This window comes from Pseudomonas sp. Marseille-Q0931 (genome assembly GCF_940789645.1).
Classification (GTDB): Bacteria; Pseudomonadota; Gammaproteobacteria; order Pseudomonadales; family Pseudomonadaceae; genus Aquipseudomonas.
Genome location: NZ_CALNWT010000001.1, coordinates 1242241 through 1267605, shown reverse-complemented (window position 1 = coordinate 1267605; position 25365 = coordinate 1242241). Strand labels below are relative to the sequence as shown.

Below are 25365 nucleotides of genomic sequence, written 5' to 3'. Positions count from 1 at the left end.
TGCTCGCGATTGGCTACAGCGCCTGGCCGAGCAAAAACTTGCTGAGAAACTGTCGCGTGCGTTCGTGCTGCGGCGCGGTGAGCAGGACCTTGGCCGGACCCTGTTCGATGATGTGCCCCTGGTCGATGAAGATCGCCCGATCCGCCACATCACGGGCGAAGGCCATTTCGTGGGTAACGATGACCATGGTGCGCTTTTCCTCGGCCAGATCACGGATGGTGGTCAGCACTTCGCCTACCAGCTCAGGGTCGAGAGCCGAGGTGGGTTCGTCGAAGAGCATCACTTGAGGGCGCATGGCCAGGGCGCGGGCGATGGCCACGCGCTGCTGCTGGCCGCCGGAGAGACGCTTGGGGTAGGCGTCCTCTTTGCCGCTGAGGCCCACCTTGGCGAACAGCGCGCCGGCATGAGCGAGTGCCTCGTCACGCGGCTCCTTCTTCACCTGCACCGGGCCTTCGATGACATTTTCCAGCGCCGTGCGATGGGGGAAGAGGTTGAAGTTCTGAAACACGAAGCCGGCCTGCTGGCGCAGTTGGCGGATCAGTTTCTGCTGACCCTTGAGCGGCTTATCCGCATCGATATGGATATCGCCCACTGTGATCTGCCCGCTGCTGGGCTCTTCCAGCAGGTTGAGGCAGCGCAGCAGGGTGGTCTTGCCCGAGCCACTGGGACCGATGATAGCGACGACTTCGCCGGCGGCGACGTCCAGGTCGATGCCCTTGAGTACCTCGTTGGTGCCGAAGGCTTTTCGCAAATTGCGCACGGATATCATCAGTCGTCCTGCTCGTGCCGGTTGACCCTGGCCTCCAGGCGCGCCTGGAAGTGCGCAAGGATGCTGGCCAGCGCCCAGTAGATCAGCGCGGCTGCCAGGTACATGGTGAAGATCTCGAAGGTGCGCGCGGTGATCAACTGCGCCTGACGGAACAGCTCCGGCACCTGGATAGTGGCGGCCAGAGCGGTGTCCTTGACCAGCGAAATGAAACTGTTGCCCAACGGCGGCAAGGCGGTGCGCGCCGCCTGCGGCAGGATGGCCCGGTACAGCGTCTGCGCCTTGCTCATGCCAATGCTGGCAGCGGCTTCCCACTGGCCACGGTCGATGGAAGCGATCGCGGCGCGGAGAATCTCCGAGGTGTAGGCGGCCATGTTCAGCGAGAAGCCGATCAGCGCGGCCGGTAGCGGGTCGAGCTGGATACCCAGTTGCGGCAGGCCGTAGTAGATCAGAAACAGCTGCACCAGCAGTGGTGTGCCGCGGAAGAAGGACACGTACAACCGTGTAAGCCAGCGCAGCGGCGCTGGTCCGTACAGGCGTCCGATAGCGAGGGCGAAGCCCAGCAGCAGGCCGAAGAACATGCCGCCCAGGCTGAGTATGACCGTGAAATAGGCGCCCTTGAGCAGAAAGGGCGCGGACTCCAGAGCCAGCTGCAGGGCGGATTCGATCATCGGGTGACGTCAGCCTTGAACCATTTCTCGGACAGTTGCTTGAGGGTGCCGTCGGCGCTCAGCTTGGCCAGGGCCTCGTCGATGGCGGCGAGCAGTTCGGGGTTGCCCTTGCGCAGGGCGATACCGGCTTCCAGGCGAGAGAAGGCATCGCCGGCCACGGCCAGGCGACCACCGGTTTTCTCGACCATCTCGAAGGCGGCCAGGCGATCCACCAGGATTACGTCGATGCGGCCGACATTGAGGTCCTGGAACTTGGTCGGATCGTCGTCGTAGGTGCGGATGTCGGCCTGCGGCACGTTTTCCTTCAACCACTGCTCGTAGTTGGTGCCCAGGCCCACGCCGACTTTCTTGCCGGCCAGATCCTGCGCGCTCTTGATGCTGTCGCCATCGGCCTTGCGGGTCAGCGCCTGGATGCCGGAGACGGTGTAAGGGGTGGAGAAATCGTATTTCTGCTTGCGCTCGTCGGAGATGGTCACCTGGTTGATCACCACGTCCAGGCGCTTGGATTCCAGCGCGGCGAGGATGCCGTCCCACTTGGTCGGCTGGAACTCGGCCTTGACCCCCATTTCCTTGGCCAGCGCTTCGGCCAGTTCCACCTCGAAGCCGGTCAGCTTGCCGTTGGCGTCCTGGTAGTTGAAGGGCGGGTAAGTGCCCTCCAGGCCGACCTTGATGGCGCCACGGGCCTTTATGTCATCGAGCAGGTCCGCGGCGAAGCTCGGCGCGCTGAGGCTGGCACCGAGCACCAGGGCCAGGCTGCCGAAAAGGAAATGGCGACGCAGGGTTGAGACGTTCATGGTGACCTCGTGCAGGAAGAAGATTGCGCCACTCTAGGCGGAAATTTTTATGCCGTTAAATAATTAAAAGTTACTCATTTATTCTTTTTTCTTGTAGGCGAACAGGGCAGGTGAGCCACCCGTATGCAGGAACAGCAACGGACCATTGCCGGGGAAGGCGCCTCGTTCGAGCCCGTCGAGCAATCCGGCGAACGCTTTGCCAGTGTAGACCGGGTCGAGCAGTATCGCTTCCAGGCTGGCCAGCAGGCGGATGGCCTGCAGAGCACCAGCATTGGCTTCGCCGTAGCGTGGCGCGAAATAGGCGTCCCACAGCTCCAGGTTCAATCCGTGTGGCACGTCCACACCCAGCAGTTCAGCCGTGCGCTGCAGTAGACCTTCGACCTTGGGCTTTTGTGCCGCCTCGCTGCGCGAAACGGTGACGCCGATCACGCGCGTGCCCGGGCGTGCCGCCTCCAGCGCCAGGGCCAGCCCGGCGTGGGTGCCGGCGCTGCCGGAGGCCAGCACCACGGCGGCGAAATCCTGGCCGCTGGCGGCGATCTGTTCGGCCAGCTCAAGCCCACCGCGCACATAGCCGAGCGCGCCCAGGGCATTGGAACCTCCTATGGGCACTGGGTACGGTCGTCGTCCGGCAGCGCGCAGCCGTTGGCAGGCGGCCTCCAGTAACTGGTCGGCATCATCCAGGTTGGCGACGTTTTCCACTTCGGCGCCGAACAGATCCAGCAGCAGGCGGTTGCCGTTCTGCAGATAGTCGGCGCTGTGGCTGTCGATGGGATTTTCCAGCAGGGCCAGGCAGCCGAGGCCCAGTTGCGCGGCTACGGCCGCAGTCTGGCGCACATGGTTGGACTGGATAGCGCCGGCGGTGACCAGTACGTCGGCGCCCTTGGCCTGCGCATCGGCGGCGAGGTATTCCAGCTTGCGCGCCTTGTTGCCACCCAGCGCCAGCGGCGTGAGGTCGTCGCGCTTGATCCAGACCTCCCTGCCCAGATGCTGGGACAATCGCGGCAGATGTTGCAGAGCGGTGGCTTGGGGAATCAGCGGCAGGCGAGGGAAACGGGCGAGGGCGGCGGTAAGCATGGAGCCTCCTGAGAGAGAAGGCCATCTACTCTAGGTCGCAGAGAGGATGGCTCACAAGCGAAAACAGATTTTGATTTCGGATATAAGAAAATAACTAATAAGTATTTTGTGGAATAAATATTTCTTCATACTGTCGCGCTCAGCCCGCCATATCCGTTGGGCATCTGCCAAGCGCGCCGGCCTGTCGATCCAGCCGGCGCCATGAACCGAGAACAAGGACATCATGAAAAAGACCCTGTTGTTGACTGCCCTGACCGCTGCCCTGACTGCATCCCTGGCCCACGCCGGCGAGAAACTGAGCGTAGCCGCCACGCCGGTACCGCACGCTGAAATCCTCGAACTGATCAAGCCCGAGCTGGCCAAGCAGGGCGTGGATCTGGAGATCAAGGTCTTTACCGACTACGTACAACCCAACCTGCAGGTCAGCCAGAAGAACCTGGATGCCAACTACTTCCAGACCAAACCCTACCTGGACAGCTTCAACGCCCAGCGCGGTACCGAGCTGGTGATCGTGCAGGGCGTACACGTCGAACCCTTCGGCGCGTACTCGACCAAGTACAAGTCGCTCGATGAACTGCCGAATGGTGCCACCATCGCCATTCCCAACGATGTCAGCACCACTGGCCGTGCCCTGCTGCTGTTGCAGAAAGCCGGTTTGCTGAGCCTCAAGGACCCCAACAGCGCGCAATCGCTGCCGCGTGACATCGTCGATAACCCGCGCAACTTCAAGTTCCGCGAGCTGGAGGCAGCCACCGTGCCGCGCGTGCTGAATCAGGTCGATCTGGCCCTGATCAACACCAACTACGCGCTGGAAGCCAAGCTCAATCCCAAGCGCGATGCGCTGGCGATCGAAGGCAGTGACTCGCCTTACGTCAATTACCTGGTGGCCCGCCCGGATAATCAGGACAGCGAGGCGATCAAGAAGCTGTCTGCTGCCCTGACCGGTCCGCAGGTGAAGGCATTCATCGAGAAACGTTACGAAGGTGCGGTGTTGCCAGCCTTCTGAATCGATCCACCTGGTGGCTCTTTTTGTGTCGCTGCTGCCCACCGTGGAACGTCGTAATGAACCTGCGCCAACGGGTTTGCGTTGACGCCGAGCCGGCCTGACCGGCTCGGCGTTCTTTTATGAGCGCCAGGCCGCGCTCACAGGCTGAAATAGTTGCTGCAGGCACCGCGAATATTGTCGTGATAGTCGAAGCGCTGGACGATCTTGTTCTGGTCGATGTCCATCATCACCGAGCAGCTGTAATGGCGGGTGCGCGTCGAATATTCGTTGTAGCGGTACCAGCCGCCTGGGCCGGGGGTGACGTAACTGGCCGAAAGTTCTTCCCAGCTCCGATTCCAGTTATCGAACCACAGGTATTGCTGGCGGCCGTCGCCGAGGTCCTTGATGACGTGCGGGTCACCATACTGGGCGATGGCCTCCGAGGCTGGCTTGCCGGGCCAGGAGTTCTTCGCCATCAGACCGGGGATGTTGGGGATGGCCCGCTCCATGGGGCTACCGACGCAACCGGCGAGAATCAGGCCGGTAAGCAGTGGCAAAATCTGAAGAGCCTTGCTCGACATGGAACCTCCTTGTACTCGATTGAGCTGTGAGTGAAGCCCTGACACTCGCGCAGCCGAAACCGAAAGCAGAACAGCAGCGAACCGGGCAAGCAGCGATGATGGGCCGAATTTGTCGTCATGTGGCCCTGGCCCGACAAACTGCACTGTGGGCTGACGATGCCGACTGGCGGGCAGGACAAACCTGACCCAACGTCGGGTACTCCGTGAACGACTGGAAGGCAGATTGCCTTGGCTGACGCTATGCGCCACGATTCACAGGCTTGAATAGCCAAGCCAGAATACATTCTGGAATGCTGAGGGAAGTGAGGGCGCGATATGGGCGCCGATCCATCGGCCTGTTGCTACCTCTCACTTTGCGCGAGTCCATGGTCACTACCGTCATCCTCGGCATGCTTTGCGTGCACCTGCTGTGCTTTTCCGTGATGTTCCTGCTGATCAGCAGGCGGCTGAACGGCAAGACAATGGGCATGGAAGTCTTTGCGCTGGGCAACCTTCTGCTCGGGCTCGCCTATATCCTGCAGTTGCTCGACGGCCCACCGGACTGGGGGCCGATGAGCCTGGTCAACCATACGCTGACGCTTGGCGCTCCTGTCGCTTACGTTCTGGGTGCGATGCGCTTTTTTGATCGCCCGACCCCGGTGTTGCGCCCGCTGCTCATGCTGCTGGTCGTCTATAGCCTGGTACAGGTTCTGGTGCAGTGGCTGCTCGGTTCCGCAGCACGCCATGCGCTGCTGGCCGGCCTCTGCGCGTTGCTCTTTCTGGCCATGACGGCAGCCGTTCTCTACGGAAGACGAAGCTTTGCCAGGGACCTGCGTGTCGAGATGGTGGTGTTCGCGGTGCTGATCGGTGGGGTCAGCGTGCTCAATGCCGTTAAGTTCGCGATGATCGTCAACGGCGGAATGGCGGCGCTGGACATGAACAGCGGCTTCCAGAAGGTCTTCTATATCTACATGTCGTTCCTGGCGACCGTGTTGCCACCCTGTGCGGTCTGGCTGGTGCTGCGCCGGCTGACCGATGAACTGCGCCGCCTGGCGGCTCACGACCCGCTGACCCGCTTGCTCAACCGGCGTGGGCTGCTGGACGCCCTGGACGCACAATTTCGCCTGCGCATGACCGGCCCGGCGTACCTGCTGATCATCGATATCGATCACTTCAAGCAGATCAACGACAGCCACGGCCACAAGGTCGGCGACCTGGTTCTGTGTCATATCGCCGGCGTGCTCACCTGCACCGCCCGCCAGGGCGATCTGATCTGTCGCCTGGGCGGAGAGGAGTTCGTGGTCATCGCGCTGGAGACGGACGAGGCTGGCGTCATGCAGCTGGCGGAGCGCATGCGCGCCGCGATCGAGCAGAGCGAGGTGCCCGGTGTCGGCCAGGGGCACGTGATCCGCTGCACGGCAACCATCGGCGTATCGGATCGTTTCAACGCTGCGCAAGCGTTCGACGAGGCCTTGCAGCGCGCTGATGCGGCGCTGTACCGGGGCAAAACGGCGGGGCGCAATCGGGTCGAGCGGGCGTAGACGGCCGAGGCGTGACGGTCGGCCAGGCCGGGCTTTTACGTCTCAGCCCCGGGCTCCGGTGCGCCTGGCGTGCCGGCAGGCCGCGCGTTCAGTTTTTTGCCGGCCGCTTGGCGCACCGTGGTTCTAGGGTAAAGGTCTGCGACGCATCCACCGCGCCCAGATGCTCCAGGGTGCGGCGCCCGATCAGCACGGGGTAGATCATCTTGTCGCGGTCGTTGAGCGAGAACTGCTCGTCGTAGACCTGATCGCCAATGCACATCTGCATCGACACCACGGGGCGTCGCTCGGCGCCGCCGGCCCCGCGCACCTTGATATTGCGCTCGACCTGACGTTCGAAGGGAATATTCACCGACTTGCCGGTGTCGCTGTCCTTGAGCTGGACCTTGAAACGCACCCACTTTTCGCCATCGCGCTCGAAACGTTCGAGTTCCCTGGCGTCCATGGACGAGGTGAGGGCGCCGGTATCCAGCTTCATCTTCACTGATACCCGTTCGGGCAGCAGTAGGCCTTCTTCCACCCAACCCAGAATCCTGGGCTTGTCGGCAGCCGTTGCAGCGAAGGGAGCGGCCAGAAGTACGAGGATGATGGCGGCGATACGTCGAACGACCGAAAGGGTCATGGGAGGTCCTCTGGCAAATGGGCAGGAGTGTTTCGCAGTGCGCCATCGAGTCGTTGAAGCGCAAGAATGGCGGCAACGGTTCATCATCATTCAGGCAAGCTGATTGCGGCTTCGTTCGGCTGATACCTGCGAGGCTGGCCGCGCAAATCGCTCAGACGTGCCCGGCGAGTCGTCTGGCGCGGGCGTGACAGGTTCGTACGGCTTGGCGAATAATCCATGCCTTACCCGTCCAGCAGCCAGAGACCGCAATGAGCGCCACGCTTCCGCCCCTCGTCCTGTCCATTCAGTCGCATGTCGCCTGGGGCCACGTCGGCAACGCCGCCGCGGTATTTCCCTTGCAGCGCCTCGGCTTCGAGGTGCTGCCGATTCACACCGTGCAATTCTCCAACCACACCGGCTATGGCCAGTTCCGCGGCCAGGTGTTCGGCGCCGAGCACGTGCGCGAAGTGTTGCTCGGGCTGCGTGAGCGTGGCGTGCTGCCGCGGCTGTCGGCCGTGCTTTCCGGTTACCTGGGCGATGCCGATACAGGGCGGGTGATTCTCGAGGCGGTGGGCGAGATTCGCCAGCACAACCCGGCAGTGCGTTACCTGTGCGACCCGGTGATGGGCGACGTCGGGCGCGGCGTGTTCGTCAATCCGGCGATTCCCGATTTCCTGCGTGACCAGGCGATTCCCTTCGCCAACATCATTACGCCCAACCAGTTCGAGTTCGAACTGCTCACCGGCTCGAAACCGGCCAATCTGCAGGAGGCGGTGAAGATCGCCAGGCAGTTGCGGGGTCGCGGGCCGGACGTGGTGATCGTGACCAGCCTGGCGACGCCGGACATCGCTGACAGCGAACTGGGTACGCTGGCGGTAAACGGAGAGGGCGCCTGGCTGGTGACCACGCCGCGCCTGGCGCTGCACCCCTTGCCCAACGGCATGGGCGATGTGTTCTCGGCTACGCTGCTCGGTCGGCTGCTGGCTGGCCAGGCGCTACCGCAAGCGCTGGAATTGGCGACGGCCACGCTTTACGCCCTGGTCGGGCATACCGAAGATGGCGCCCGCGACCTGCCGCTGGTGACCGCGCAGGAGCAGATCGTGGCGCCGGCCAGGCGTTTCGTCGCGCAAACTCTGGGGTGAATCGCGTTCGTCGGAACAGAGGTGATTTCAATGTGATATCACCGTATTCTTGACACCTGCGGTCCCAGTCGAACCGGTGACCGCGTCTACGGATGGATATTGACCTTCAACCTCAGCAGGCCATCTTCACCGTAGACCCCTTGTTATGCCGTTTACTCGAATTCTTGCCTACTGCCTGGCGGGCGTGCTGTGCGCGGCTGCCAATCCCTCACTCGCTGAACAGATCAGCGGGCAGCTGCATATCAGCCTGACCATTCTCAAACGCTGCGAGATCGTCGCTCGAAGCGATGCGGCGAGCGTATATCTGAGCGGCCATAGCTGCGAGCACTCGGCCTATCAGGTGCGCGATGACCAGGGACGTGCCCTGGCGTTGAGCCAGGACGGTCAGACGGCCTCGCTGCCCGTGAAGTCCATCGAGAAGGACGGCTCGACGCTGGTGGTCTACTGGTGACGCTTCAATAGTTGATGATCAGCAGAACGTTGTCCGTGTACACCCCCACCGGGGCATTGGGCTGTCCAGGGTCGAGAATCGCCTGGTAGGTGAAAGTCTGCGAGTTGCCCGTGCCGCTGGCCGTAAGTGGCGAGGCGGGGTTCCAGATCAGGCTGCTGGCGTTGTGGTAGAGGTTATAGCGGATGTAATTGCTGCCGCTGCGCAATCGTCGCCAAGGCGCCTGATAGTTCTGGCCATTGTCGAAGGTCAGCGTGTAGCCCTCGGTGGCGGTGCAGGTGACGGCGAAGGTGCGCTGCTGGGTGCTGAACTGGCTGATCAGCGCCTGGGCGCCGAAGTCCACGTTAGGCAAGGTGTCGATGCGGCAGGCCTTGCTGACCACCAGTGTGATGGTCACAGTAGTCGCAGAGCCCGTGCCCCAGTTATTGGGCGGGCCGCAGACTGCCAGACAGGGTTGGGTGAGGCCTGGACTGCGGCTCCATGAGCAGAGGTTGATCAGCCCGACCGTGCAGATGGCCCAGTCCCAGCGCAGTGCTATGGTCGCTGTATAGGTACCCGCTGGCACGTTAGGCCCCGGGTTGGTGCGAAAGTACAGGCCGATTGCACTGGCGCTGCCGCCCAATGCCAGCAGGTTGATGGCGTCGAGCTGCTGGGCCTGTCCAGCCACCAAAGCCTGGTTGTAGCCAGCATCCCGGTAGATCTGGAACGGAATCTGGTTGCCCTGGCCATCTTGCAGTACTAGAGGGCCTGTAGTCTGCAGCGTCACTCGGACGTAGGCAGCCGTCAACACCTGAAGTATCCCAGGGCAGGACAAGCCTGCTCCGGCTGCGGCTGACTGTGGGCTGGTGCGCAGGCTCAGGGAGTTGCTGGTGCCCAGGTTGACCGAGGCTCCATAGGTGTTGCAGGCATGCGCGGTGGTGCTGGCCAGGGCGCTGCACAACAGCAGGGCAAGGACCGACCAGCGGATCATGGCTGGCCTTCCTGTTGCAGGCACGCAAGAGGGCCGACCACCGCCATCTCCTCAGCGGTGTCGTCCAGCGAAAATCGACTGCTACACCGGCTACCGTCGGCCAGGCTCGCCTCGAGCTGGTTTTCCCCCGACAGGCCTTCGAAGTACAACTGGCCATCCCAACCGATATAGGTACGTTGGCCACTGGCTCGATGCAGTACCTGGGTGCCGCGTGGCAAAGGCTGCCCGAGTCCGTCGACCAATTGAATGCTGGCCGACAGGCTCATCACCATGGGGAAGACGAGCAGAGCGCCGCTGCCCTGGTGCACGGCGATGCGCTGCTGTGTCTCGGCAAGCTGCAGATTGCTCGGGAGGTCCAGCAGGTCGACTTCGTACTGGCCTGGATAGTAGGACGGCACCCAGGGCACCAGCAGGTAACCAGCTGAATCGGTGCGACCGAGCAGTTGATGCTCGTAGCGTACCGGCACACCCGAGTACCCCTCGGTGCTGACCAGGACGAAGGCGTCATCGATGCGGTTGCTGGCGAACATTTGCCCCTGCATGGCCACCAACGAGCCACTGACGCCGCCCCATTGGGTGGTGATTCCATCGTTCTGGTAGGCGCCGGCCTGCACCTGAGCATGCTGGGTGCGCCACGTCAGATCGGCCTGACGGTACTCGCTGTCGCCGTCTGCATAGCCCAGGTTCCAACCCAGGCCTCCGTCGCTAGGGGCGTTGCGGCTATAGTTGGCGCGCACGCGCTGGTTGCCGTCGTTGTCGCGTTCGACGCCCGTGGTGAAGGTCGAGCGGAGGTCGAACGGGATGACCAGTTGCGCCTGGACAGCGTGCGAGGCGTCGTCCAGCTGGCGATTAAACGACAGATAAAAGCTGGCATTGCCCCACAGGCTGCGCGACCAGGACAGGTTGAGCAGGCGCGTACGCCGCCCGCTGTGTTCCTCGCTGGCGAAGTAACCCACGCCGAACGAGCCGAACCCCTCAGGGCTGAAGCTGAAGGTCAGCTGGTCGAGGATTTTGCTCAGCGGGCCGCCGGCCAGGTCGTTGTCCAATGCATGGGCGACGCTCAGGTCGGCGTAGTCCGAGGTACGCTGGATGCGTTGCGCAGTGACGCCAAAGCGGCGTGCATAGTAGCTGTAGCCCAGGCTGTATTGCTGGCCATTGCCGATGCCGCTGCTCTGGCTCAGCGATCCGGTGATCGTCCCCATCAGGCCGAGCCCCAGGGTTGCGCCGACCCCGGCCTGCTTCAGGCCTGCGCCACCTTCGGCGTGGCTTTCAAGCGTCAGGCTGTCGGTCAGCCCATAGCGCAGACTGCCGCTGCCCACCAGGCTGCCGTAGGCGAAGTCCTCCTCGCCGTAGTTCTGGCGCAATTTACCCAGCGACAGGGAGAAGTCAGAGAGCCCCTGGCGCAGCAAGGTATCGGTCACGTAGAACGGTACCGTGGTCGAGACCTGGCGTCCCAGCACATCGGTGGTCACCAGCGTCGCCGTGCCGGCGCCACTGATATAGGGCACTGTGTTCAGGGTGAAGGGGCCGGGGCGCAGGTCCTGCTGGCCGACGCGTGCGTCATCGATGAACAGGTCGACGGTGCTGGGAACCGCGGCATCGCCGTCGAAGCGCGGCAGGGGGTAGGTGATCAGGTCCGGGCGCAGTGAGAAGTCGCGAGATACCTGCAGCCCGCCCATGCGCACCGCGCTGTTCCAGGTCAGCGCCCCGCTGATCAGATCGCCACCGCTGAAACTGAGCATGCGTTGCTGGTCGTTGAACCGCCAGGTGGTGTCGTAGCGGGTGTAGCCGTCGCGATAGCCCGGACCGGAAAAGCTGTGTCGATAGACGCCCGTGTTGGAGATCACGCCGAAGCCGTCGAACACGCGCTGTTCGAGCCAGGTGTTGGCGTAATGGCCGGCGTTCTCGGTGTGGTTGTAGTAGAGGTCATAACTGAACAGCGCGCCGAAGGCACTTTGCGCCTCCATGGCGTCGTTCAGGCTGGTGGGGCCGAAACGCTGATGGGGTAACCAATCGCTGGGCAGGGTGAGCAGCAGGCGCTGATTGTCCTGCTGGTATTCGCTTTCTAGGGCGTCGATGCGGTCCAGGGCGACCCAGGGGTTGGTCTGCTCAGGCAGGCGCACGCCAGCGGCGAGCAGGTCGTCGCGCTGGACGAAGAGGCGACCCTGATACTCTCTCACCTCCACCACCTTGCCACTGGACAGTTCATTGACGATCAACTCCAGGTAGAGCAGTTGGGCCTGGGCGAACTGCTCCTGATCATTGCCATGAGCCAGCTGACCCGAAAGCACGGCGGCCAGTAGCCACGACGCCAGCGACTTATTCAGTGTCCAGCGTCTGAGCTTGCCGGCTTTCGTTGATCCGCGCCTGCACGCGGCCACTCCGCACACCTGCTGGCAAGGGCCAGCGCATCTGTGCGTCAGGCAGCACGTAGCCGAGCAAGCCTTCGGCCAGTGGTTGTCGGCCGCTGTCGTGCAGCAACTCGACCTGGGACAGCCGAGCCGGGGCGGGGCCGATATTGCGCAGGTAGAGGAACGCGCCGTCGCTGCCTGCGACCATTCGGTAACGTAAATCGGGCGCCAGCGGCTGGCCCTGGCCGGGCGTTTCTCGCACGCCGTCATCCAGGTAGGCCCCAGGGCCCACCACGAAAAGCGGCACCGAGTAGCGCATCTGGAACTGCACGCCCACCTGAGACGGGCGCGTTTGCGGCGGCAGCATTTCGTCGACCAGCACTCGATAGGTACGTAACGTTCCAGCGCTCGGAGGCTCCAGATTGACCAGCCTCACCAGTTGCCGCTTGCCCGGCTGCAATGTAGCCATAGGCGGGCTGCCGACCACCTGCTTCTGCGGTTTCAGGCGATCTTCGAACTCCTCCTGTTCCCAGGCCAGCACACGCACCTGAAGGTCCACCGGCTCCTGACCACGGTTTTCCAGCCACAGCGCGGCTGATTTTTGTTGATCCGCTTCGATCAGCGGGTTGATTGGCCAGATCAGGATGGAACTGGCCGCCTGCAAGGCCAGGCTCGCCAAGGAGAGAGGGAGTGTCAGGCAACTGGCGACGAGGGTCGATGTCCTCATGATTCAATAACTCACTGTCACGGTGATGGTGTCGGTGTAGAAGCCGGCTGACGGCAGCGGGCTGACGCTGAACAGGCGCGCGTAGACCGTGAAGGTCTGGGTGGCACCGCCGACGGGAAAGTTGATGCTCAGACGCGCCCCGCCGTTGTTGCCGTCGCCCCAGATAACGCTGCGCGCAGCGTCCTGATAAAGCTGGTAACGCAGACGTTCGGCTCCTCGTGCCAGGTATCGCCCGCTCCCCACGCTGCTGGCGTTGAGGCCGGCATTGAGCGATAGAGTGACAGCTGTGCCGGGAGAGCACTGCAGCACGATGGAGCCGTTGCCTGGAGTGCTGGCGGTATCCAGGTTTGCGGGCAGGGTGCTGATCGAGCCGAACGAGATGCTGCCGAACGACGTCGCGTCGCTGCCACCGGCACCGAGCAGGCAGCCGGGTACGATTTCGGCTCGTAGCTGGAAGCTCTGGCTGACGAACTGGTCGTTGACGCCCGTGTCGCCTCGGGCGGGTAGAGCGTGTATGACCCAGGTAGTCAGGCAGAGCAGGGCGGAGATTCCAATTGATCGGGCCCGGCACGGCATCACCAACTCACCGTGATAGTCAGGGTGTCACTGTAACTGCCGGGTGGCGGAGTGCCCTGCGCCGGAACGCGTGCATAAACCGGCAGCCACTGATCCTGGCCGTTGCCTACAGCGCTGACGCCGGTGCTGTCGTCCCAGACGGTGGTGTAGTCCGCGCCCGTGTAAAGGTTGTAGGTAAGCACCGCGGAGCCCGGACCGGCCATCTGCCGGTTGTTGGTGGAGCCGCTGTGCCCGCCATTGATCAGCACGCGGTAGGGGATATTCTGCTGGCAGTTGACACGCAGGGCGCCGGCTCCAGGCTGGCCTACACGGGTGATCAGGTTGTCGAGTCTGAGGTGGGTGCCAAAATCCAGCGTACCGAAGCTGAGCCCTGAAGCGCTGGTTGTGCCTGCCTGGCAAGCGGGCAGTACCTCGACGTTCAGTGCGATGGTGGCAGTCTTGTCGGCCGCCTGCAAAAGGGGCGAAGCCAGCGCTAGAAGAAGGGCGAGCAGGCGCTGCATAACGAGTCTTCCCTGATGTTCGTGAAGATCCTTGCCAATGCGGGAGCGAAATGAGATTTACCAGGCGATGGTCACCTGCACGGTGTCGGTATAGGTACCTGGCGCGGGAGTGGCCTGCGCGGGTACACGACCGTAGACGATGACCTCTTCGTTGTTGCCGGTGCCGGTGCCGGTAAGCACCGAACCTGTGGCACCTCCGTCTCCCCAGGACTGGGAGCGACCGCTGTCCTGATAGAGGTTGTAATCCACGTAGGCACCGGAGTTGATCATGCGTCGCTGCCCGCCATTGGCGTTTTGCCCGGCATTCAGGGCGATGCTATAGGCAGTGCCCTGACTGCATTGCAGACCAAACGAGCTGCCACCACCGCTGCCGAACGAACGGCCGTCGATCAGGTTGGTGAGGTCGTTGTAGTCGCCGAACGACAAGGATCCAAAGGTGTTGACGGAGCCATCTTCACTGCCATTGGTCACCGTGCAGCCGGTGCCGACTGTGATCTGTACGTTGAGCTGTCCCTGCAATTCACCGGCAGAGAAAGCCGGCGCAGAGAAGACTGTCAGCGCCAGGGCGGCGGTTCTCGAGACAAACTTCATCGGCGAGTCCCATCAAGTGGAGTTGTTTGGACGATAGTCCAGCGCTCCGTCTTCTTCAGAAAGCTGATTTTTGACGCTAGTTTTGGTTGTGTTAATAGATTGCGCAACTTGCTGAAAAGAATGATGAAAAATCTGCATGTAAGAAAGGGCCGCAAAATGGATTGGCTAATTTCCTACATTTTTTCAGAGATGCGCAACCGGCGGCGCGGCCCTTTGGCGGCTCAAGGTTTGCTGATACCTGCGATCACTGGCGTGCCGCTTAGCGGGTCGCGCAGCAGCGTACAACGTACGCCGTACAGTCGCTCGACCAGCTCCGATGTGACGATAGCCTCGGGACGGCCACTGGCAACGATCTGCCCCTTATGCATGGCGATCAGGTGATCGGCGTAACGGCAGGCACTGGAAAGGTCGTGTACCACCATGACCACGGTCTTGCCGGCGGCAGCCAGTTGGCGGATCAGCTCGAATACCTCGATCTGATGACCGAGATCGAGCGCCGAGGTGGGTTCGTCGAGCAGCAACAGGGGCGTTGCCTGGGCGATGGCCATGGCGATCCAGGCGCGCTGGCGCTGGCCGCCAGACATCGATTCCAGTGGGCGATCGGCCAGCTCCACCAGGTCCGCGGCGATCAGCGCCGCCTCGACGATGTTCTGATCCTCCTCGCTCCACTGACGTAGCAGGCCTTGGTGAGGCTGGCGGCCGAAGCGGATCAGTTCGCTGACGGTCAGCCCATCCGGTGCGCTGGCATCCTGGGGCAGCAGGGCAAGTCTGCGCGCCACCTCGCGCGACGGCAGGCTGCCGATGGCCTTGCCGTCGAGCAGCACCTGACCGGTGCTGGGTTTGTGCAGGCGCGCAAGGCCGGCGAGCAGGGTGGACTTGCCGCAGCCGTTGGGGCCGACGATGGCGGTGACCTGGCCGCTGGGAATGATCAGGCTCAGGTCATCGATGATCGTCGTCTGGGCATAGCCCATGCTGAGATCGCGGGCTTCGAGGCGAACGTCTGGCTGGCGGGTGTCGCCGAGCAGTGAGGAAAGCAGGGTCATGTCGAGCTCCGTGGGGCCTGGCGTAGCAGAATCCACAGCAGATAAGGGCCGCCGACCACGGCGGCGATGATGCCGACCGGAACCTCGACGGGCGCCAACAGGGTGCGGCCGAGCCAGTCGGCAAGGATCATCATCAGGGCGCCGGATAATGCCGCGTTGAATACCGGTACGCCGTGGCGATTGCACAGGTGCCTGGCCATTTCCGGTGCGGCCAGGGCGATCAGGCCGACCGGGCCGACGACGGCTACGGCAAGCGCCGTGAGCCACACGCACAGGGCCAAAGTCAGCAGGCGCATGCGTTGCAGGCGTACACCAAGACCAATGGCGACACTGTCGGAAAAACGCATCAGGCTGAGGGCGCCGGCCAGTAGTTTGGCCAGCGGCATACCTGCTGCCAGGCCGATGCCGAGCAGTAGCACCGAATCGGCCGGGCGCGCATTGAGGCTGCCGACCGTCCAGGGGTAGGCGGCGTTGGCGGCGTCCATGTCGCTGCGCGCCAGCATCAGATTGGTCAGCGCACCGAACAGTGCGCCAACGGCGATGCCGACGACGATGAAGCGATAACCGCGCGCGCCGCCGCCGGCGGCCAGGGCGAAGGTCAGGACAGCCGCTGTGGCGGCGCCACTCAGCGCCAGGACAGACGGCGCCAGGCTGGTCGGTACGGCAACGATTGAGGCGACGGCGAAGGCAGTGGCGCCGTCGTCGATACCGATCACTCCCGGCGTGGCCAGGCGGTTGCGCGCCAGGGTCTGCAGCAGGCAGCCGGCGGCGCCCAGGGCGGCTCCACTAAGCAGGCCGGCGGCCAGGCGGGGCAGGCGCAGCTCCTGAATTAAAAATACCTGCAGCGCCTCGCCCTGGCCAAAGGCGGCCTGCAGCGCTTTCCATGGCGTGAGGGCGTCATCGCCGGCGGCCAGTATCAAGCCGCCGACAACGATCAGCAGCAGGCTGAGGATCAGCGCTACGACCGCGCTGCGTCGGTGCAGCAGCAGGCTATAGGCGCCAAGACGCAGCAGATGATGGCCGGCCGGGGCGAGCAAGGGGCGTGGGGCAGGTAGGTTCATGTCACAAGGTCGGCAGGCGGTGGTTGCGCACCACGGCGATCAGGATCGGCGCGCCGACGAAGGCGGTCACCACGCCCACCGGCAGTTCGTAGGGGCGCACCAGCAGGCGCGAGATGACGTCAGCCAACAACAGCACGCACGGGCCGAGCAGCATGCTCAGGCCGAGGGTGCGGCGGATGTCCGAGCCCACCAGGCGGCGGGCGATGTAGGGCACGATCAGGCCGATGAAGGCGATGGGGCCGGCGGCCGCGGTGGCGGTACCGACCAGGATCGCCACGGCTAGCAAAGTGCCCAGGCGGGTCAGCTGCGGGTGATGACCGAGGCCGCTGGCGACGCGCTCGCCCAGTGCCAGTGCGGCCAGCGGGCGAACCACCAGCAGGGCCATGAACAACCCGCCGATCAGCCCTGGCAGGCTCCAGTCGAGGGTATCCATTGGGCGGCCGGCCAGGGCGCCGATGACCCAGAAGCGCATCTCATCGGCGGTGCGCTGATCCCACAGCAGCAACAGGCTGCTCAGCGCGCCGAGCATGCCGGAGAAGGCGGCGCCGGCCAGCACCAGTCGCACCGGGTCGTCGCCGACGCCGCGCATACGCGTGACCAGCAGCACCAATACGCAGCCGATCAGTGCGCCGAGCATTGCCACGCCCAGATGCAGGCTGGCGGCCGAGGCGCCCAGGTTGATCGCCAGCACCACCGCGAACGAGGCGCCGGCACTGACCCCGAGCAGCCCGGGTTCGGCCAGCGGGTTGCGCGTTACCGCCTGCAGCAGCACGCCGGCCGCACCCAGGGCGAGACCGACCAGTACGGCCAGTTCGGTGCGCACCCAGCGCAGCTCGAAGACGATGAAGCGGGCATCGTCGTCGCTACCGCCGAGCAAGGCCTGCAGGCTGGGCAGAAGGCCGATGTCACCCGCGCCCAGGAGCAGACTGGCGAGGCACAGCAGCGACAGGCACAGTGCGGCGTAGCCCAGTGCCTGGGGAACGGAAAGGCGTGCGGGCATCAGTCGAGAAGAGCCTTCTCCACGTCATCTAGAACCTGCTGGGCGGCCAGGTAGCCGGAGCTGCTGCTCCAGATCTGGCCGTCGACGGCCACCACGTGATCATCGGCGACGGCTTTCAGGCGGGTGAAGGCCGGCTGCTTGCGCGCGTCCTCCAGCGCCTTGCGGCCGTCCGGGTTGAGCGTGGCGAGGAAGATCCAGTCGGCGTTGATGCGCGCCAGGTTCTCCAGGCTGAGCACGTCGCTGTGCGGTTTCTGCGCCTGGGCAGCGGCCAGTTCGTTGGCGCGCAGGCCGAGGTCATCGAGCAACTGGCCGACGAACAGGTGACTGGACATGATCACCGGCCCCTGCGGGTTCCAGCGCACCACGCTGACCGCTTGCCCCTGTGGCAGGCGCTGGCGCAGCTGTGCGCTGCGCGCGTCGATTTCGGCGATGCGCTGCTGGCCGTCTGCAGCCTTGCCCAGCGCCTTGGCGTAGGTGGTGTAGGTTTCGCGCCAGTCCTGGAAGCTGTTGCCCTTGGGCACCACGGTTGGCGCCATCAGGCTCAGCTTGGCGTAGAGCTCGCGTGACAGTTCGCTCGAGGCCAGGACCAGATCCGGCTGCAGGCGCAGGATGGCTTCCAGGTTGGGCTCGCGCACGCTGCCGACCAGGGTGATCTTGCCGGCCTTGGCCTTGAGATAGTCCGGCACGTCATCGCCGCCACGGCTGGCCAGAGTGCCGACCGGTTGCACGCCAAGCGACAGCGCCGCATCCAGCGCGCTGTCGCCGAGAGCGACCACGCGCTGCGGCGTACCGCTGAGTTTCAGCGGGCCGTAGGCGCTGTCCAGCGTGCGTTCGCTGGCGTGCAAGGGAAGGGTGGCGAACAGCGAGGCGGCAATCGCCACCGCAGCGCGTTGCAGATGAGAGCGGATAGACATGCTGGGCTCCGGGTCGGGACGAGCAGCGACGTGCGCTGGTCTAGGCAGGATCGAAAGCAAGCTATCTTTCTACTATTAAAGTTAATGAAAATCCATTTCATTTACGAAGTGTTTACAGGCTCATGCAGCAGGCAATCATTCAGGGTCGGCGTCATGGGATTTTCATTTTTTCATTGAAACGCCTGCTGCCGATGGCCGCTTTTTTCACTCGCCCGCATGGTTCAAACTAGCGCCCATTTCGCTCCATCCATTCCTTAGGAGGTCGTCCATGAGCCCCGTTTTCTTCGCGCGTCAGCGTTACACCACCAAGGCCTACGATGCCAGCCGCCAGGTGGATCAGGCCATTATCGACGAGTTGCTGGAGTTGCTGCGCCTGTCGCCGTCGTCGGTCAACTCGCAGCCATGGCATTTCCTCGTGGCGAGCACCGCCGAAGGCAAGGCGCGCCTGGCTAAGGGCGCGCAGGGCGGCTTCGCCTACAACCAGCCGAAGATTCTCAATGCCTCGCATGTGATCCTGATCTGCGCCCGCCGCGACCTCGATGATGCCTACCTGGCCGATGTTCTGCAGCAAGAGGCCGATGATGGCCGCTTCCGTGATGATGCGGCGCGCACCACCCAGCACAACACCCGTAGCAGCTACGTCGAGCTGCACCGTGGCCTGGGCGATATTCCGCACTGGGCGGAGAAGCAGGCCTATCTGGCGCTCGGTACCCTGTTGCTCGGCGCGGCTGCCAAGGGTATCGATGCCACGCCGATGGAAGGCATCGACCGCGAGGCCCTGGACCAAGAGCTGGGGTTGACCGCCCAGGGTCTGAGCAGCATGGTGGCGGTGGCTCTGGGGCATCGCAGCGACAGCGATTTCAACGCCGCGCTGCCGAAGTCGCGTCTGCCGGCCGAGCGCGTCTTCACTCACCTCTGAGCCGCCTGGCGATGTCCCTCCGCGGTCGGCAGAGGGACACCGCCACTGCTCAATCGCGCAGCTTGGCGATCACCTTGATCTCGAAATCGAAACCGGACAGCCAGGTCACGCCAATGGCGGTCACGGTCGGGTAGGGCGCTTCGCCCCAGTAGTCGGCTGCCACCTCCCAGATGGTTTCGAACTTCGCGTGCGGGTCGACCATGAAGATGGTGGTGTCGACCACATCGTCGAAGCTGCTGCCGGCCTCGGCGAGGATTGCGTTGAGGTTGGTGAAGGCCAGACGCACCTGCTCTTTCAAGTCCGGCTCGGGCGAGCCGTCCTTGCGGCTGCCGACCTGGCCGGACACGAACAGAAAGCCGTTGGAGCGAATCGCCGGCGAGTAGCGATGGCGCTCGTACAGGGCGTGGCGCTCAGCCGGGAAAACCACATCACGTTTGCTGGTCATTGTTGCCTCCGTCGGGGCCGATGTGGCCCGCTGTTGTCGATGGCTTCACTCTAAGAACGTCGCCGCACTGGATAAATGAGCAACTCTGGTCATGACTGTTTGTAGAATCCAAACAATCAATGGCTGAGAGAGACGTGAAATGGACCGTTTCGACGCGATGCAGGCCTTCGCCCGGGTGGTGGAAACCGGCAGTTTCACCAAAGCGGCTGCAACCCTGCACATGAGCAAGACCAGCGTGACGCAGCTGGTTCAGCAACTGGAGGCGCGGCTGCGCGTGCGCCTGCTCAACCGCACCACGCGCAAGGTCGCCGTCACGGCCGATGGGACCGCCTACTACGAACGCGTGGTGCGTCTGCTGGCCGATGTCGACGATGCCGAAACCAGCCTGTCCAGCGCGTCGCTGGCCCCGCGCGGGCGTTTGCGTGTGGACGTGCCCAGCCCCTTCGCACGCATGCTGCTGATTCCGGCCCTGCCGGCTTTCTATGCGCGTTATCCGGAAATTCAGCTGACCCTGGGCGTGAGCGATCGCATCGTCGACATCATCGGCGAGAACGTCGACTGCGTGGTGCGCGGTGGCGAGATCAGCGATCAGTCGCTGGTGGCGCGGCATGTGGGCGACCTGCAACTCGGCATCTACGCCACGCCCAGCTACCTGCAGCGCGTCGGAACGCCGACGCACCCAAGTGAGCTGGAGGCCGCCGGACACAGCACCGTGGGCTTTCTCTGGTCACGCACCGGCAAGGCATTGCCCTATGTCATGTGGCGCGGCGAGGAGCGCATCGAGGCGCAGGGCCGCCCGCTGCTGACCGTCGATGACGGCAATGCCTACCTGGCCGCCGGGCTGGCAAGCCTGGGCATGCTCTGGCTGCCGCACTACATGGCCAGGCCGCACCTGGCCAACGGCGAACTGGTGCGCCTGTTCGAGGACTGGCAGATGACACCGATGCCGATGTACCTGGCCTTCCCGCCGAACCGCCACGTCAGCGCCAAGCTGCGGGTATTCATCGACTGGGTGGTGGAGCTGATGGCCGAGCACACGCCAGTGTCGGAGCGGCGCTGAGCGGCCTTCAGCCTGCAAGGCGCATCTGCGAAGTCAGGCTCACGCCGTCGAGATGCTGAAGTGCTGGCGCGCTCTACTGATCTACCGCTCGTCCCCAACTTACGAAAAAATCGGTTGACCACAGAGAATGATCGTTCTACTTTATTGAGAACGATCATTCTCTCTGGTTTGAACCATGCTCGAAGACGCCTCTCTACAGCAACGTTTGCTGCAAGCCACCGAAAGCCTGGTCTATGCCGGCGGCATCAATGCCACCGGGATGGACGCCATCGTCAAGGCATCCGGGGTGGCGCGCAAAAGCATCTATCGCCTCTATCCGACCAAGGAAGCATTGGTCGCCGCGGCACTGCGCGAGCGTGATGAGCGCTGGATGCAGTGGTTTATCGCGGGTACCTCGGCTGGCTCGCCAAGCGAGCGCTTGTTGGCTGTATTCCCGCTTCTGCGCGCCTGGTTTTCAGCGACTGATTTCCACGGCTGCGCCTTTATCAATGCGGCTGGCGAGATCGGTGACCTCGACAGTGAAATCCGCGCCGTCGCGCTGCTGCACAAACAGCGCCTGCTGGCCTATCTGAACGAGCTGACCACGGCTGGCGGCTTTGCCGAGCCCGAGGATATGGCCAGGCAGTTTCTCCTGCTGATCGATGGCGCGACCGCCGTCGCCATGGTGACCGGCCAGGCGGATGCCGCCGACAGCGCTGGTCGTACTGCGCAATTGCTTCTGCAATCCCTATCGCCCAGCAATGGGCACAACCCCCCGCAAGCCTGAGGTGCCGTCATGTCGTCAAATACTGAAGTTCGTCCGCCGCTGCCGCCGTTCACTCGCGAGAGCGCCATCGAGAAGGTTCGCCTGGCCGAGGATGGCTGGAACAGCCGTGATGCGGCCAAGGTCGCGCTGGCCTACAGCCTCGATACGCGCTGGCGCAACCGCGCCGAGTTCGCCAATGGCCGCGATCAGGCGCGTGCGTTCCTCGAGCGCAAATGGGCCAAGGAGCTGGAGTACCGTCTGATCAAGGAGCTCTGGGCATTTGCCGACAACCGCATCGCCGTGCGCTATGCCTACGAATGGCGTGACGACTCGGGCAACTGGTTTCGCTCCTACGGCAACGAGAACTGGGAGTTCGGTGCCGACGGCCTGATGATCAACCGTTATGCCTGCATCAACGACTTGCCGATCTTGGAATCCGAGCGCAAGTTCCGCTGGCCTCAGGGGCGTCGTCCTGACGATCATCCAGGGCTTTCCGAACTGGGACTCTGATCGGGCTATGTGGGCACGGGAGTTGCTGCTTTAATGCGCCAACAAACCTGCGCCCTGAGGCCCTCTGGATGAATCGCAACGACCTGCGCCGCGTCGACCTGAATTTGCTGGTGATCTTCGAAACCCTGATGTTCGAAAAGAACCTCACCCGTGCGGCCGAGAAGCTGTTTCTCGGCCAGCCGGCGGTCAGTGCGGCGCTGGCCCGGCTGCGTGACCTGTTCGACGACCCGCTGCTGGTGCGCAATGGTCGCGGTTTCGAGCCGACCGCGCGGGCGCTGGCGATTCTCAAGGAGTTGCAGCCGGCGATGGACACCATCTCCGGCGCGGTCAGCCGTGCCCGCGAGTTCAACCCGGCGACCAACCGCGACACCTTCCGTATCGGCCTGTCCGATGACGCCGAGTTCGGCCTGTTCCCGGCTTTGCTCAACCAGATTCGTGAAGAGGCGCCCGAGGTGGTGATCGTGGTGCGGCGGGTCAACTTCCTGCTGATGTCGTCGATGCTGGCCTCAGGGGAAATCTCCGTTGGCGTCAGCTACACCACCGAACTGCCGGCCAACGCCAAGCGCCGCAAACTGCGTGAAATGAAGGTCAAGGTGCTGCGTGGCGACGATCGCCCCGGCGCGCTGACACTGGACGAATATTGCTCGCGGCCGCATGCGCTGGTGTCGTTCTCGGGCGATCTGTGCGGCAACATCGACAACGACCTGGCGCGCCTGGATCGCTCACGTCGCGTGGTACTGGCCGTGCCGCAGTTCAGCGGTTTGCGCTCGATCATCGCCGGAACGGAAATGCTCGCCTCGGTGCCGGATTACGCAGCAACGGCATTGATCGAAGGCACCGGGCTACGCGCTGATGATCCGCCATTCGAGTTGGTCACCTCAGATCTGTCGATGGTCTGGAGTGGGGTGACCGACAACGACCCGGCCGAGCGCTGGCTCAGAAGCAAGATCGTCGAGTTCATGGGTGATTCAGGCGCTTGAGCCGGGTCAGTCGCGATAGAACACCTGGATCAGGTGATAGCCGAACTGGGTCTTCACCGGGCCATGCACCTCACGCAGCGGCTTCTTGAAAATCACCTGATCCACCGCGCGCACCATCTGCCCGGGGCGCACTTCGCCGAGGTCGCCGCCTTTCTTGCCGGAGGGGCAGGTGGAGTGCTTGCGCGCCAGCACATCGAAGGCTTCGCCGGCGGCGATGCGCTTTTTCAAGGCGGCCGCTTCCGCCTCGGTCTTGACCAGGATGTGGCGGGCCATTGCCTTTGCCATTGATGGGTTCCTCAATTCTGTCAGGGCGCTATTGTGCCAGCATTCGTTGCGCCAGCAGAATGGCGTCAACTTTATGGGTGTGTTTCATCCGCGGTGCGGGCGAATCATGGCCTATGGTATTTCAATCGTGCCCACGGAAAACGCCGCCATGGATCTCCACGCAATGCTGAAAATCCTGTCCAGTCAGGATGGCTCCGATCTGTATCTGTCCACCGGTGCGCCGCCTTGTGCGAAATTCAACGGCGTACTCAAGGCGCTGAGCCAGGAGCCAATGAAGGCGGGCGACGTGGCGGCTATCGCCGACGCGATCATGGATAGCGCGCAGCGCGAGGAATTCGAGCGCGAACTGGAGATGAACCTGGCCATCTCGCTGGCTGGTGTGGGGCGCTTTCGCATCAACATCTTCAAGCAGCGCAACGAGGTGTCGATCGTCGCGCGCAACATCAAGCTGGACATTCCCCGCTTCGAAGACCTCAAGCTGCCGGAAGTGCTACTCGGTACCGTGATGGAAAAGCGCGGCCTGGTGCTGTTCGTCGGCGGCACCGGTTCGGGCAAGTCGACCTCCCTGGCGGCGCTGATCGACTACCGTAACCGCAACAGCGGCGGCCACATCATCACCATCGAAGACCCGGTGGAGTACGTGCACCGGCACAAGAAGTCGATCATTAACCAGCGCGAAGTGGGTGTGGACACGCGCAGCTTCCACGCCGCGCTGAAGAATACCCTGCGCCAGGCGCCGGACGTGATCCTGATCGGCGAGATCCGCGACCGTGAAACCATGGAGCACGCCCTGGCCTTTGCTGACACCGGGCACCTGGCGATCTCCACTTTGCACGCCAACAACGCCAACCAGGCGCTGGATCGCATCATCAACTTCTTTCCGGAAGACCGCCGACCGCAGCTGCTCAACGACTTGGGCAACAACCTCAAGGCGTTCGTCTCCCAGCGGCTGGTCAAGACCGTTGATGGCAAGCGCCGCGCCGCGGTGGAGGTGATGCTGGGGACGCCGACGGTGCGCGACCTGATCAAGCGCAACGAATTCTCCGAGCTCAAGGAGATCATGGAAAAATCCAAGAACCTGGGCATGCAGACCTTCGACCAGGCGCTGATCGATCTGGTGCACGAAGGCGCCATCGATGAAGAAGAGGCGGTGAAGAACGCCGACTCGGCGAACAACGTGCGCCTGAAGCTCAAGCTCTATCGCGACAATCCGGCCAATGCCAGGCCGGCACCTGCTGCCGCTGCGCCGGTGGCCGCGCCCGTCGCTGCACCAAAGGCCGCCTCGGCAGGCGATTGGGGGCTGGAGCTGAAGCTGGAGGATATCGAGGAAGAGCAGCCGCCCGAGGACCCGGGGCGGCAGGGGATCTAGGGATCGGGTTGCAGCGGCAGATAGGCCTGCCGCAACCTTAGGCTGACGCCGTCTAGCTCCAGTTCCTTGATGGCGGTGCGCAAGCGTTCGACCAGTTGCGCGTCGCATTGCCTGGAGCAGCCAAGGTAGATGTCGGTGCTGGTCAGCGGCGGGCTGCTGCGCAGATTGCGCTTGCGGTACTCCGAACCCTCCCAGATATACAGCGCTTCGGGCACGCCAGTGAACCAGGCGTCGATGCGCCCAAGCACGAGCAGATGAGCCGGGTTCTCCCCCAGTTTCAGTTGCACGATCTGCTCGTCGCTGAATCCTTCGCGCTGCAGGATGCCGACTTGCGCGGTGCCCATGCCGACACCGATGCGGCGATAGCGCTGACGAGCCTCGGCAAAGCTCTGGACGGGTTCGTCGAGGGTGAAAAAGGCGCGCTCCAACTTCATGATCGGGGCGATCCAGGTATAGAGTTCTTCGCGCTCTGGCGTGCGCGACAGCGGAATGATCAGCATGTCGCTGCCCCTGGCGACGCTTACCTGCGCACGCGGCCAGGGTTCTGCGACGATCTGGGAGAGTTCGCCGATTCTGGCCAGCGCCGCCAGCACCACGTCACCCACCATGCCATGGCCACCGGCGTAATTGTTCATTGCCAGTGGCGGTGCATCCGGCATGTACAGCCTGACCGGCTCATCGGCCGACGCCACTGCAGCGAAGAGCAGCGCATGAGCCAGGCAGAGGCGTTTGAGCACGAC

General features: G+C 63.4%; 29 protein-coding genes. 10 read left to right on the top strand and 19 right to left on the bottom strand.

Annotation, left to right across the window (positions count from 1 at the left end; translation table 11 throughout):
• Positions 1-13 precede the first annotated feature (13 nt).
• The 4 genes from tcyN to P3C50_RS06110 all read right to left on the bottom strand — a co-directional run bounded on the left by tcyN (position 14) and on the right by P3C50_RS06110 (position 3305).
• On the bottom strand, positions 14-769 hold the full coding sequence (gene tcyN, locus P3C50_RS06125) for an L-cystine ABC transporter ATP-binding protein TcyN (protein WP_275545274.1): 756 nt from the start codon (positions 767-769) through the stop codon (positions 14-16).
• On the bottom strand, positions 769-1437 hold the full coding sequence (gene tcyL / locus P3C50_RS06120; RefSeq protein WP_275545273.1) for a cystine ABC transporter permease: 669 nt from the start codon (positions 1435-1437) through the stop codon (positions 769-771). The genes tcyN and tcyL overlap by 1 nt, the downstream gene beginning before the upstream one ends.
• The gene (gene tcyJ / locus P3C50_RS06115; RefSeq protein WP_197859106.1) at positions 1434-2231 is read right to left on the bottom strand and encodes a cystine ABC transporter substrate-binding protein; all 798 of its coding nucleotides are present in this window, start codon (positions 2229-2231) and stop codon (positions 1434-1436) included. The genes tcyL and tcyJ overlap by 4 nt, the downstream gene beginning before the upstream one ends.
• A gap of 78 nt (positions 2232-2309) precedes the next feature.
• Entirely contained in the window at positions 2310-3305 is a 996-nt protein-coding gene (locus P3C50_RS06110) for a D-cysteine desulfhydrase (RefSeq protein ID WP_275545272.1), read from the bottom strand.
• A gap of 223 nt (positions 3306-3528) precedes the next feature.
• Between P3C50_RS06110 and P3C50_RS06105 the strand changes: the two genes are divergently transcribed.
• Complete coding sequence (locus P3C50_RS06105) at positions 3529-4311, top strand: MetQ/NlpA family ABC transporter substrate-binding protein (protein WP_275545271.1); 783 nt, start codon at positions 3529-3531, stop codon at positions 4309-4311.
• A gap of 137 nt (positions 4312-4448) precedes the next feature.
• On the opposite strand, the gene P3C50_RS06100 is transcribed toward P3C50_RS06105, so the two are convergent.
• Positions 4449-4871, bottom strand: coding sequence for a hypothetical protein (locus P3C50_RS06100; RefSeq protein WP_275545270.1), 423 nt, complete (start codon positions 4869-4871; stop codon positions 4449-4451).
• A gap of 422 nt (positions 4872-5293) precedes the next feature.
• Here P3C50_RS06100 and P3C50_RS06095 point away from each other — a divergent pair, with 422 nt between their 5' ends.
• Positions 5294-6391, top strand: a complete 1098-nt coding sequence (locus tag P3C50_RS06095) for a GGDEF domain-containing protein (protein WP_275545269.1) — start codon at positions 5294-5296, stop codon at positions 6389-6391.
• A gap of 88 nt (positions 6392-6479) precedes the next feature.
• Here P3C50_RS06095 and P3C50_RS06090 read toward each other — a convergent pair whose 3' ends face one another.
• Entirely contained in the window at positions 6480-7010 is a 531-nt protein-coding gene (locus P3C50_RS06090; RefSeq protein WP_275545268.1) for an ATP-dependent zinc protease, read from the bottom strand.
• A gap of 248 nt (positions 7011-7258) precedes the next feature.
• Here P3C50_RS06090 and pdxY point away from each other — a divergent pair, with 248 nt between their 5' ends.
• Together pdxY and P3C50_RS06080 are read left to right on the top strand one after the other, a co-directional pair.
• Positions 7259-8131, top strand: coding sequence for a pyridoxal kinase PdxY (pdxY, locus tag P3C50_RS06085; protein ID WP_275545267.1), 873 nt, complete (start codon positions 7259-7261; stop codon positions 8129-8131).
• 145 nt (positions 8132-8276) lie between these two features.
• On the top strand, positions 8277-8582 hold the full coding sequence (locus tag P3C50_RS06080; protein WP_275545266.1) for a hypothetical protein: 306 nt from the start codon (positions 8277-8279) through the stop codon (positions 8580-8582).
• Positions 8583-8586: 4 nt separating this feature from the next.
• Here the strand turns inward: P3C50_RS06080 and P3C50_RS06075 are convergent, their stop codons facing one another.
• The 10 genes from P3C50_RS06075 to P3C50_RS06030 all read right to left on the bottom strand — a co-directional run bounded on the left by P3C50_RS06075 (position 8587) and on the right by P3C50_RS06030 (position 18312).
• A complete protein-coding gene (locus tag P3C50_RS06075) occupies positions 8587-9549 on the bottom strand; it encodes a spore coat U domain-containing protein (protein WP_275545265.1) in 963 nt (320 codons plus the stop codon).
• Complete coding sequence (locus P3C50_RS06070) at positions 9546-11840, bottom strand: fimbria/pilus outer membrane usher protein (RefSeq protein WP_275545264.1); 2295 nt, start codon at positions 11838-11840, stop codon at positions 9546-9548. The genes P3C50_RS06075 and P3C50_RS06070 overlap by 4 nt, the downstream gene beginning before the upstream one ends.
• Before the next feature lie 28 nt (positions 11841-11868).
• Positions 11869-12627 (bottom strand): molecular chaperone, encoded by a 759-nt coding sequence (locus P3C50_RS06065; RefSeq protein ID WP_275545263.1) that lies wholly within the window; start codon positions 12625-12627, stop codon positions 11869-11871.
• 3 nt (positions 12628-12630) lie between these two features.
• Entirely contained in the window at positions 12631-13203 is a 573-nt protein-coding gene (locus P3C50_RS06060; RefSeq protein WP_275545262.1) for a spore coat U domain-containing protein, read from the bottom strand.
• The gene (locus P3C50_RS06055; protein ID WP_275545261.1) at positions 13203-13703 is read right to left on the bottom strand and encodes a spore coat U domain-containing protein; all 501 of its coding nucleotides are present in this window, start codon (positions 13701-13703) and stop codon (positions 13203-13205) included. The genes P3C50_RS06060 and P3C50_RS06055 overlap by 1 nt, the downstream gene beginning before the upstream one ends.
• Positions 13704-13760: 57 nt before the next feature.
• On the bottom strand, positions 13761-14294 hold the full coding sequence (locus P3C50_RS06050) for a spore coat U domain-containing protein (RefSeq protein ID WP_275545260.1): 534 nt from the start codon (positions 14292-14294) through the stop codon (positions 13761-13763).
• Positions 14295-14515: 221 nt separating this feature from the next.
• Entirely contained in the window at positions 14516-15337 is an 822-nt protein-coding gene (locus P3C50_RS06045; RefSeq protein WP_275545259.1) for an ABC transporter ATP-binding protein, read from the bottom strand.
• Complete coding sequence (locus P3C50_RS06040; RefSeq protein ID WP_275545258.1) at positions 15334-16398, bottom strand: FecCD family ABC transporter permease; 1065 nt, start codon at positions 16396-16398, stop codon at positions 15334-15336. Before P3C50_RS06040 ends, P3C50_RS06045 begins: the two co-directional genes overlap by 4 nt.
• Before the next feature lies 1 nt (position 16399).
• Complete coding sequence (locus tag P3C50_RS06035) at positions 16400-17398, bottom strand: FecCD family ABC transporter permease (protein WP_275545257.1); 999 nt, start codon at positions 17396-17398, stop codon at positions 16400-16402.
• Positions 17398-18312 (bottom strand): ABC transporter substrate-binding protein, encoded by a 915-nt coding sequence (locus tag P3C50_RS06030; protein WP_275545256.1) that lies wholly within the window; start codon positions 18310-18312, stop codon positions 17398-17400. Before P3C50_RS06030 ends, P3C50_RS06035 begins: the two co-directional genes overlap by 1 nt.
• Positions 18313-18580: 268 nt before the next feature.
• Here P3C50_RS06030 and nfsB point away from each other — a divergent pair, with 268 nt between their 5' ends.
• Positions 18581-19231 (top strand): oxygen-insensitive NAD(P)H nitroreductase, encoded by a 651-nt coding sequence (gene nfsB / locus P3C50_RS06025; protein WP_275545255.1) that lies wholly within the window; start codon positions 18581-18583, stop codon positions 19229-19231.
• A 49-nt stretch (positions 19232-19280) separates the two neighbouring features.
• On the opposite strand, the gene P3C50_RS06020 is transcribed toward nfsB, so the two are convergent.
• A complete protein-coding gene (locus P3C50_RS06020; RefSeq protein WP_275545254.1) occupies positions 19281-19676 on the bottom strand; it encodes a RidA family protein in 396 nt (131 codons plus the stop codon).
• A 139-nt stretch (positions 19677-19815) separates the two neighbouring features.
• On the opposite strand from P3C50_RS06020, the gene P3C50_RS06015 reads away from it, so the two are divergent.
• The 4 genes from P3C50_RS06015 to P3C50_RS06000 all read left to right on the top strand — a co-directional run bounded on the left by P3C50_RS06015 (position 19816) and on the right by P3C50_RS06000 (position 22971).
• Complete coding sequence (locus P3C50_RS06015; RefSeq protein WP_275545253.1) at positions 19816-20736, top strand: LysR family transcriptional regulator; 921 nt, start codon at positions 19816-19818, stop codon at positions 20734-20736.
• A gap of 175 nt (positions 20737-20911) precedes the next feature.
• Positions 20912-21502, top strand: coding sequence for a TetR/AcrR family transcriptional regulator (locus tag P3C50_RS06010; protein ID WP_275545252.1), 591 nt, complete (start codon positions 20912-20914; stop codon positions 21500-21502).
• 9 nt (positions 21503-21511) lie between these two features.
• The gene (locus P3C50_RS06005; protein ID WP_275545251.1) at positions 21512-21991 is read left to right on the top strand and encodes a nuclear transport factor 2 family protein; all 480 of its coding nucleotides are present in this window, start codon (positions 21512-21514) and stop codon (positions 21989-21991) included.
• 68 nt (positions 21992-22059) lie between these two features.
• The gene (locus P3C50_RS06000; protein WP_275545250.1) at positions 22060-22971 is read left to right on the top strand and encodes a LysR family transcriptional regulator; all 912 of its coding nucleotides are present in this window, start codon (positions 22060-22062) and stop codon (positions 22969-22971) included.
• Positions 22972-22977: 6 nt separating this feature from the next.
• Here P3C50_RS06000 and P3C50_RS05995 read toward each other — a convergent pair whose 3' ends face one another.
• Positions 22978-23256, bottom strand: coding sequence for a peptidylprolyl isomerase (locus tag P3C50_RS05995; RefSeq protein ID WP_013715799.1), 279 nt, complete (start codon positions 23254-23256; stop codon positions 22978-22980).
• 148 nt (positions 23257-23404) lie between these two features.
• On the opposite strand from P3C50_RS05995, the gene P3C50_RS05990 reads away from it, so the two are divergent.
• Positions 23405-24625: a PilT/PilU family type 4a pilus ATPase gene (locus tag P3C50_RS05990; RefSeq protein ID WP_275545249.1), complete on the top strand. Its 1221-nt coding sequence runs from the start codon at positions 23405-23407 to the stop codon at positions 24623-24625.
• On the opposite strand, the gene P3C50_RS05985 is transcribed toward P3C50_RS05990, so the two are convergent.
• Complete coding sequence (locus P3C50_RS05985; protein WP_275545248.1) at positions 24622-25362, bottom strand: substrate-binding periplasmic protein; 741 nt, start codon at positions 25360-25362, stop codon at positions 24622-24624. The genes P3C50_RS05990 and P3C50_RS05985 overlap by 4 nt on opposite strands.
• Between the last annotated feature and the right edge of the window lie 3 nt (positions 25363-25365).

Excerpts from the sequence above, each read along its gene's own strand:
- tcyN (WP_275545274.1), bottom strand. The coding sequence starts at position 769 with ATGATATCCGTGCGCAATTTGCGAAAAGCCTTCGGCACCAACGAGGTA.
- tcyL (WP_275545273.1), bottom strand. The coding sequence starts at position 1,437 with ATGATCGAATCCGCCCTGCAGCTGGCTCTGGAGTCCGCGCCCTTTCTG.
- tcyJ (WP_197859106.1), bottom strand. The coding sequence starts at position 2,231 with ATGAACGTCTCAACCCTGCGTCGCCATTTCCTTTTCGGCAGCCTGGCC.
- P3C50_RS06110 (WP_275545272.1), bottom strand. The coding sequence starts at position 3,305 with ATGCTTACCGCCGCCCTCGCCCGTTTCCCTCGCCTGCCGCTGATTCCC.
- P3C50_RS06105 (WP_275545271.1), top strand. The coding sequence starts at position 3,529 with ATGAAAAAGACCCTGTTGTTGACTGCCCTGACCGCTGCCCTGACTGCA.
- P3C50_RS06100 (WP_275545270.1), bottom strand. The coding sequence starts at position 4,871 with ATGTCGAGCAAGGCTCTTCAGATTTTGCCACTGCTTACCGGCCTGATT.
- P3C50_RS06095 (WP_275545269.1), top strand. The coding sequence starts at position 5,294 with ATGTTCCTGCTGATCAGCAGGCGGCTGAACGGCAAGACAATGGGCATG.
- P3C50_RS06090 (WP_275545268.1), bottom strand. The coding sequence starts at position 7,010 with ATGACCCTTTCGGTCGTTCGACGTATCGCCGCCATCATCCTCGTACTT.
- pdxY (WP_275545267.1), top strand. The coding sequence starts at position 7,259 with ATGAGCGCCACGCTTCCGCCCCTCGTCCTGTCCATTCAGTCGCATGTC.
- P3C50_RS06080 (WP_275545266.1), top strand. The coding sequence starts at position 8,277 with ATGCCGTTTACTCGAATTCTTGCCTACTGCCTGGCGGGCGTGCTGTGC.
- P3C50_RS06075 (WP_275545265.1), bottom strand. The coding sequence starts at position 9,549 with ATGATCCGCTGGTCGGTCCTTGCCCTGCTGTTGTGCAGCGCCCTGGCC.
- P3C50_RS06065 (WP_275545263.1), bottom strand. The coding sequence starts at position 12,627 with ATGAGGACATCGACCCTCGTCGCCAGTTGCCTGACACTCCCTCTCTCC.
- P3C50_RS06060 (WP_275545262.1), bottom strand. The coding sequence starts at position 13,203 with ATGCCGTGCCGGGCCCGATCAATTGGAATCTCCGCCCTGCTCTGCCTG.
- P3C50_RS06055 (WP_275545261.1), bottom strand. The coding sequence starts at position 13,703 with ATGCAGCGCCTGCTCGCCCTTCTTCTAGCGCTGGCTTCGCCCCTTTTG.
- P3C50_RS06050 (WP_275545260.1), bottom strand. The coding sequence starts at position 14,294 with ATGAAGTTTGTCTCGAGAACCGCCGCCCTGGCGCTGACAGTCTTCTCT.
- P3C50_RS06045 (WP_275545259.1), bottom strand. The coding sequence starts at position 15,337 with ATGACCCTGCTTTCCTCACTGCTCGGCGACACCCGCCAGCCAGACGTT.
- P3C50_RS06040 (WP_275545258.1), bottom strand. The coding sequence starts at position 16,398 with ATGAACCTACCTGCCCCACGCCCCTTGCTCGCCCCGGCCGGCCATCAT.
- P3C50_RS06035 (WP_275545257.1), bottom strand. The coding sequence starts at position 17,398 with ATGCCCGCACGCCTTTCCGTTCCCCAGGCACTGGGCTACGCCGCACTG.
- P3C50_RS06030 (WP_275545256.1), bottom strand. The coding sequence starts at position 18,312 with ATGTCTATCCGCTCTCATCTGCAACGCGCTGCGGTGGCGATTGCCGCC.
- nfsB (WP_275545255.1), top strand. The coding sequence starts at position 18,581 with ATGAGCCCCGTTTTCTTCGCGCGTCAGCGTTACACCACCAAGGCCTAC.
- P3C50_RS06020 (WP_275545254.1), bottom strand. The coding sequence starts at position 19,676 with ATGACCAGCAAACGTGATGTGGTTTTCCCGGCTGAGCGCCACGCCCTG.
- P3C50_RS06015 (WP_275545253.1), top strand. The coding sequence starts at position 19,816 with ATGGACCGTTTCGACGCGATGCAGGCCTTCGCCCGGGTGGTGGAAACC.
- P3C50_RS06010 (WP_275545252.1), top strand. The coding sequence starts at position 20,912 with ATGCTCGAAGACGCCTCTCTACAGCAACGTTTGCTGCAAGCCACCGAA.
- P3C50_RS06005 (WP_275545251.1), top strand. The coding sequence starts at position 21,512 with ATGTCGTCAAATACTGAAGTTCGTCCGCCGCTGCCGCCGTTCACTCGC.
- P3C50_RS06000 (WP_275545250.1), top strand. The coding sequence starts at position 22,060 with ATGAATCGCAACGACCTGCGCCGCGTCGACCTGAATTTGCTGGTGATC.
- P3C50_RS05995 (WP_013715799.1), bottom strand. The coding sequence starts at position 23,256 with ATGGCAAAGGCAATGGCCCGCCACATCCTGGTCAAGACCGAGGCGGAA.
- P3C50_RS05990 (WP_275545249.1), top strand. The coding sequence starts at position 23,405 with ATGGATCTCCACGCAATGCTGAAAATCCTGTCCAGTCAGGATGGCTCC.